The following is a 5,709-nucleotide window of genomic DNA, read 5'->3' on the forward strand; positions in this document are numbered from 1 at the left end:
CCCGGCCGCGGGGTGGGCGGCCGGGCGGCGGGTCTCAGGAGGCGGCGGCCTCGGCCTGGGAGTAGAGCGTCGCGATCGTGTGGTCGAAGTAGGCGCTGTAGGACACGTCGTCGGTGTCCCCGCCCTGCTGGTAGCCGCCGATGGTGCCGACCACGTCACCGGTCGCGGTGTTGATCCACGGGCCGCCGCTGGTGCCGGCCGGGTAGCTCGGGCAGCTGATGACGCGCTGGTACGAGGCCTGCTTGTCCGTGGTGTTGGTGCACAGGCTCGGGGAATCGGAGTCCGCCGGGTAGCCGTAGAGGCGGACGGTGGCGCCGAACGGCTCGTCGGTGCCCAGGCGGTTGGCGCCGACCACGTCCTCGACCTTGCGGCCGTTGCTGGGGGCCGTCTCCAGGATCGCGAAGTCCTCGTCCACGTCGCCCTTCTGGGACCAGCCGGTGGTGGTGTGGATCGCGGTCACCTGCCACGTGCCGTACGGCGCGGTGCCGTCGCGGTAGCCGGGTGCGAAGACGACGCCGTCGGTGCTGGTGAGGCAGTGCGCGGCGGTCAGCAGGAGGTTGCCGGTGGCGCTGTGCACCACGCTCGCGGTGCAGAAGTGGTTGCCGGCCGCGACGGAGCCGGTGAACAGCGCGCCGACGGTGGACGATTCGGAGGTCGCCGGGGCGGCCGCGGTGCTGCCGAGGTTCGGCGCGCGGGTCCCGGGGGCCTTCGTCGGGGTGGGCGCCTCGGTGGGCGTCGGCGACGCGGTGGACGTCGGGGTGTCGCCCGACTCCGTCGGGGTGCCCGACGGCGTGGGCTCGGCGAGCGGCGACGTCGACGCGGGCGCGGGCGCGGCTGTGGGTGCGGCGGCGGACGGCGACTCGGGCGCCGCCGCGCTCGGGGAGGTGCGGGTCGGGCTGCTGGCGGCCGTCGCCTCGGACGGGCTCAGCGAGTGCATGCCCGTCACGACGGCGGCCACCGTGACCGCCGACAGCGCGGTGAGCAGGGTCGGAGCCAGGAATCTGCGTCGCGGGGTCGTGCGGCGATGCTGGCCCATGCGAGTCTCTCCTGCCCGGGAGGCGGCGTTGTCCGGTCATTGACTATGACGCCTCCGGCTCGAAAAGTTGTTACCCGCGACTTGGATCTCCATGAGAAAAGCCGTCATCCGGCGGTGGTTGACACGGGCTCCTCGGCTCCGGCTCCTCGGCTCCGGTGGGCGCGCAGCACGGCGGTGCCTGCCCGATCCCCGGACGGTGGCCGGGGGTCGGGCAGGCACCGAGGTGACTGCGAGGCCTTGCGAAACTTTCAGGTGGCCCGCTGGCGCTCCGCCGGGGAGATCGCCCCCGCCTTGGCGCTCGGCCGGCCGTCCACGACGCCGGCGGCCTGCGCCCCGGCCGCCTCGGCCTCGGCGCCGCCCGGGACGGCCGTCGCCTCACCGGGGGCCGGCCGGTGGTCGATCATCAGGAACGCGACCAGCGCGGCCAGCATGAGCACGCCCATCGCCACCCAGGTGGCGACCGCGTAGCCGTGCACCGCGCCCTGCGCCTTGACCAGCGGACTCGCCCCGAGCCGGCTGGCCAGGTAGGTGGCGGTGGCACTCGCCGCGATGGTGTTCAGCAGCGCCGTACCGACGGAACCGCCCACCTGCTGGGCCGAGTTGATGGTGGCCGACGCGGCACCGGCCTCGTTCGGGGCGACCCCCAGGGTGGCCAGGCTCATCGACGGCATGAACACCAGGCCCATGCCGAAGCCGAGCAGCAGCTGGGCGGGCAGCACCATGCCGGCCCACGGGCTGTCCACCTTCATCTGGGTCAGCCAGGCCATGCCGCCCGCGGCGAGCAGCAGACCGGGCGCGATCAGGTTGCGGGACGGCACCCTGGTCATCATCCGGGCCGCGAAGCCGGTCGAGCTGGTGATGATCGCGGCCGTCATCGGCAGGAAGGAGACGCCGGACATGACCGGCGAGAAGTGCTTGATCACCTGCAGGTAGTAGGTCAGGAACAGGAACAGGCCGAACATGCCGACCATGGCCAGGCCGACCGAGAGCGCGGCGCCGCCCCGGTTGCGCTCGGCGACGATGTGTACGGGCAGCAGCGCGTGGTCGGTGCGCTTCTCGACCAGGACGAAGAGGGCCAGCAGCGCGACGCCGAGCAGCAGCGAGCCGATGACCAGCCCGTCTGCCCAGCCCCGGGTCACGGCCTCGGAGGTGCCGAAGACGATGGCGAGCAGGCCGGTGCAGCCGAGCAGCGCGCCTGGCAGGTCGAGCTTGATGCGGCGGCCCTTGGCCACGTGGTCGCGCTGGAGCACGGAGTAGGCCGCGAGGGCGGCGCCGATGGCGATCGGGGTGTTCACGAACAGGCACCAGCGCCAGTTCAGGTACTCGGTCAGCAGGCCGCCGGTGATGAAGCCGATCGCGGCGCCGCTGCCGGCGATCGCGCCGAAGATCCCGAAGGCCGTACTGCGTTCCTTCGGGTTCGTGAACGTGGTGGAGAGCAGCCCCAGCGCGGACGGGGCGAGCAGGGCGCCGAACGCGCCCTGCAGGGCACGGGCGCCGAACAGCATGGCCGGCGAGGCCGCCGCGCCGCCGAGGGCGGAGGCGAGGGCGAAGCCCAGCAGGCCGACGGTGAAGACGCGCTTGCGGCCGAAGAGGTCGCCCAGTCGTCCGCCGAGCAGCAGCAGACCGCCGAAGGCGAGCGTGTAGGCGGTGATCACCCACTGCCGGTCCGCGTCCGAGATGCCCAGGGCCTTCTGGGCCGACGGCAGCGCGATGTTCACGATGGTGATGTCGAGGACGATCATGAGCTGGGCGACGGCGATGACCGCCAGCGCCCACCAGCGACGACTGTCCACTGCCTCATGACCGGTGGCGGGTTGCGCAGACACTGGTCGAGCCTTCCGGAGTCGTACGGAGAGGTCACGCAGTCGCCTTCCAGCCAAACGCGCACGCGGACGAATGGCAAGGAAAAACCTCACCAAATCGACCCATATCAGACCAATGGAATAAGAGGGGCCGGACGAAAGGACCAGGGGCTCCGAGACCTGCGGCCTACGTCCGGACCCAACGTCCGGGCCCCGGCTGGACCGGGGCCCGGCCGCCGCTACAGCGCCGACAGCTCCTCGACCAGGTCGTCCAGGCCCAGCGAGCCCTGCGACAGGGCCGCCATGTGCCAGGCCTTGAGGTCGAACTCCTCGCCGCGCGCCTCGTGCGCCGCCTTCGCCGCCGCCCGGCCGCGCAGCCAGGCGCGCTCGCCGAGCTTGTAGCCGATCGCCTGGCCCGGCATGCCCAGGTAGCGGACCAGCTCGCTGTCCAGGAAGTCGGAGGACAGGCCGCAGTACCGGCCGAAGAACTCGCGGGCGGCCTCCGGGCTCACCGGCTCGCCCGGCCGGTACGGGGACTCGGCGGGGAAGTCGAGGCCGACGTGCATGCCGATGTCGACGATGACCCGCAGCGCGCGCATCATCTGGGCGTTGAGGTAGCCCAGGCGGTGTCCCGGGTCGGTGAGGTAGCCGAGCTCGTCCATCAGGCGCTCGGCGTACAGCGCCCAGCCCTCCAGGTTGGCGCTCACGCCGCCGAGGCTGACCTGGTAGGTGGAGAGGCGGTCGGCGACGTAGTTCCACTGCGCGAGCTGCAGGTGGTGGCCGGGGACGCCCTCGTGGTACCAGGTCGAGACCAGGTCCCACACCGGGAAGCGCTCGCGGCCGAGCAGCGGCAGCCAGGTCCGTCCGGGGCGGGTGAAGTCCAGCGAGGGGGCCGTGTAGTACGGCGCGGCGGCGCTGCCGGGCGGGGCGATCATCGACTCGACGCGGGTGACCGGCTCGGCCAGGTCGAAGTGGGTGCCCTGGAGGTCGCGGATCGCCTGGTCCATCAGGCCCTGGAGGTACTCACGGGTGGCCTCGGCGCCGGTGATCCCCTCGCCGTCCGTCTCCAGCCACTTCATCGCCTCCATCGGGCCCGCGCCCGGGCGGACCTTCTCGGCCTCCGCCTCCATCTGCGCCAGCAGGTGGTGGAACTCGCTCCAGGCCCACCCGTAGGCCTCGTCCAGGTCCAGGTCGGAGCCGGTCCAGTAGCGGACCCAGCGGCCGTAGCGCTCGCGGCCCGCGGTGTCCGGGGCGGCGTCGGCGGCCGGGCCGTAGACGTCGCGCAGCCAGTCGCGCAGCTCGGCCAGCGCCCCGGCGGCGGCGACGGCGTGCGCCGACAGCTCCTCGCGCAGGGCCTCGGGCGCCTCCGCCACGAACTGCCCGAACCACCCGCCGGGGACATCCCCGGCCAGCCACTCGCCGAACTGCCCCACCACGGTGGCGACCTGGCGGGGGCCGGAGAGCAGACCACGCTCGATGCCGCCGGCCAGCGTCTCCCGGTACTGCGCCAGCGCCACCGGCACCCGGGCCAGGCGGCGGCCGACGACCGCCCACTGCTCCTCGGTCTCGGTGGCCATCAGGGTGAAGACGTCACGCACGTTGTGCACCGGCGAGCCCAGGTTGCGGACCGCGCGGTAGCCCTCCCCCGCGTCGTGGACGGCGAGTTCGGCGCTGAGGCGCTCGCGCAGCAGCCGGGCGCAGCGGCGCTCGGCCTCGTCCTCGGCGGCGCCGGCCCGCTCGGCGGCGGCGAGCCGGTCCAGGGTGCGGCGAGCGAGGTCGGCGACCGCCTCCGCGCCGGCCGGGGACAGGTCGGGCAGCCGGTCGTCCTCGGGGTTGAGTCCCAGGTAGACCGCGGTCAGCGGGTCGAGCTCGGCGAGGTCGCGGACGTAGCCGTCGGCGATGCGGCGCGGGGTGGTGCCGTCGGAGGTGATCAGTTCTTCAACCATTCGGACATCATTTCGCGGCACGGGCCGAATGCAACCCCCTTCCCCGGCGGTACGGGTGGCCTGTGGGTGGCCGGCGGCCCGCCGCGCGCCCGCAACATCCGTTCGGAACCGCCCGGCAAACAGCCGTTCGAGAACATCGGCGCGCGACAGGATCCGATCGCGGCGACGCCCATTACGCTGACGACCATGAGCGCCATGGATGCCAGCCCCACCACCGCATCCGGCCCGGCGGACCCGCAGGCCGACCCCGGCCCGCGCTCGCGCCGCGCCGGCTACCGGCGGCTGCCGGTCCAGCAGCGGCGCGAGCAACTGATCGCGGTGGCCCTGGAGCTGTTCGCCTCCCGGGCCCCCGAGGAGGTCGGCCTGGACGACGTCGCCGAGGCCGCCGGGGCGTCCCGCCCGCTCGTCTACCGCTACTTCGCGGGCGGCAAGCAGCAGCTGTACGAGGCCGCGCTGCGCACCGCCGCCGACGAGCTGACCAGCCGGTTCGCCGTCCCGCTCACCGGCACGCCGTCCGAGCAGCTGTCGGCCGTCCTGGACGGCTACTTCGCGTTCGTCGCCGAGCACGACGCCGGCTACTCGGCGCTGCTGCGCGGCGGTTCGGTGGTGGAGACGGCCCGCACCTCGGCGATCGTCGACGACGTCCGGCGGGCGGCGCTGCGGCGCACGCTGCGGCACCTGGGCGTCCGGGAGGCGGGTCCGCGGCTCACGCTGCTGGTGCGGTCGTGGATCGCGGTGGTCGAGGGGGCGTCGCTGAGCTGGCTGGACGAGGGGCGCGCGCTGCCGGTGGCCGAGCTGCGCGACTGGCTCGTCGACCAGTTCACGGCGATGGCGGCGGCGACGGCGCTGCACGATCCGCAGACGGCGCAGGTGCTGGCCGCACTGCTCGCGCTGGAGGGGCCGGACGCGCCGCGGGCCGAGCGGC

4 protein-coding genes are annotated in these 5,709 nt (G+C 73.6%); 1 reads left to right on the plus strand and 3 read right to left on the minus strand.

Annotated elements, in window-relative coordinates:
- Positions 1–34: 34 nt before the first annotated feature.
- The 3 genes from AB0O00_RS27720 to AB0O00_RS27730 all read right to left on the minus strand — a co-directional run bounded on the left by AB0O00_RS27720 (position 35) and on the right by AB0O00_RS27730 (position 4,784).
- The gene (locus AB0O00_RS27720) at positions 35–1,036 is read right to left on the minus strand and encodes a serine protease (protein ID WP_363656255.1); all 1,002 of its coding nucleotides are present in this window, start codon (positions 1,034–1,036) and stop codon (positions 35–37) included.
- 248 nt (positions 1,037–1,284) lie between these two features.
- A complete protein-coding gene (locus AB0O00_RS27725) occupies positions 1,285–2,862 on the minus strand; it encodes an MFS transporter (RefSeq protein ID WP_363656257.1) in 1,578 nt (525 codons plus the stop codon).
- A gap of 215 nt (positions 2,863–3,077) precedes the next feature.
- Positions 3,078–4,784 carry a DUF885 domain-containing protein gene (locus AB0O00_RS27730; protein ID WP_363656259.1) on the minus strand — a complete coding sequence of 569 codons (1,707 nt, stop codon included), beginning with the start codon at positions 4,782–4,784 and terminating at the stop codon, positions 3,078–3,080.
- A gap of 177 nt (positions 4,785–4,961) precedes the next feature.
- Between AB0O00_RS27730 and AB0O00_RS27735 the strand changes: the two genes are divergently transcribed.
- Positions 4,962–5,709 (plus strand): TetR/AcrR family transcriptional regulator (locus AB0O00_RS27735; protein ID WP_363656261.1); only part of this gene is annotated, 748 nt, incomplete at its 3' end.

The sequence above is a fragment of the Kitasatospora sp. NPDC093558 genome (genome assembly GCF_040683475.1).
Lineage (GTDB): Bacteria > Actinomycetota > Actinomycetes > Streptomycetales > Streptomycetaceae > Kitasatospora.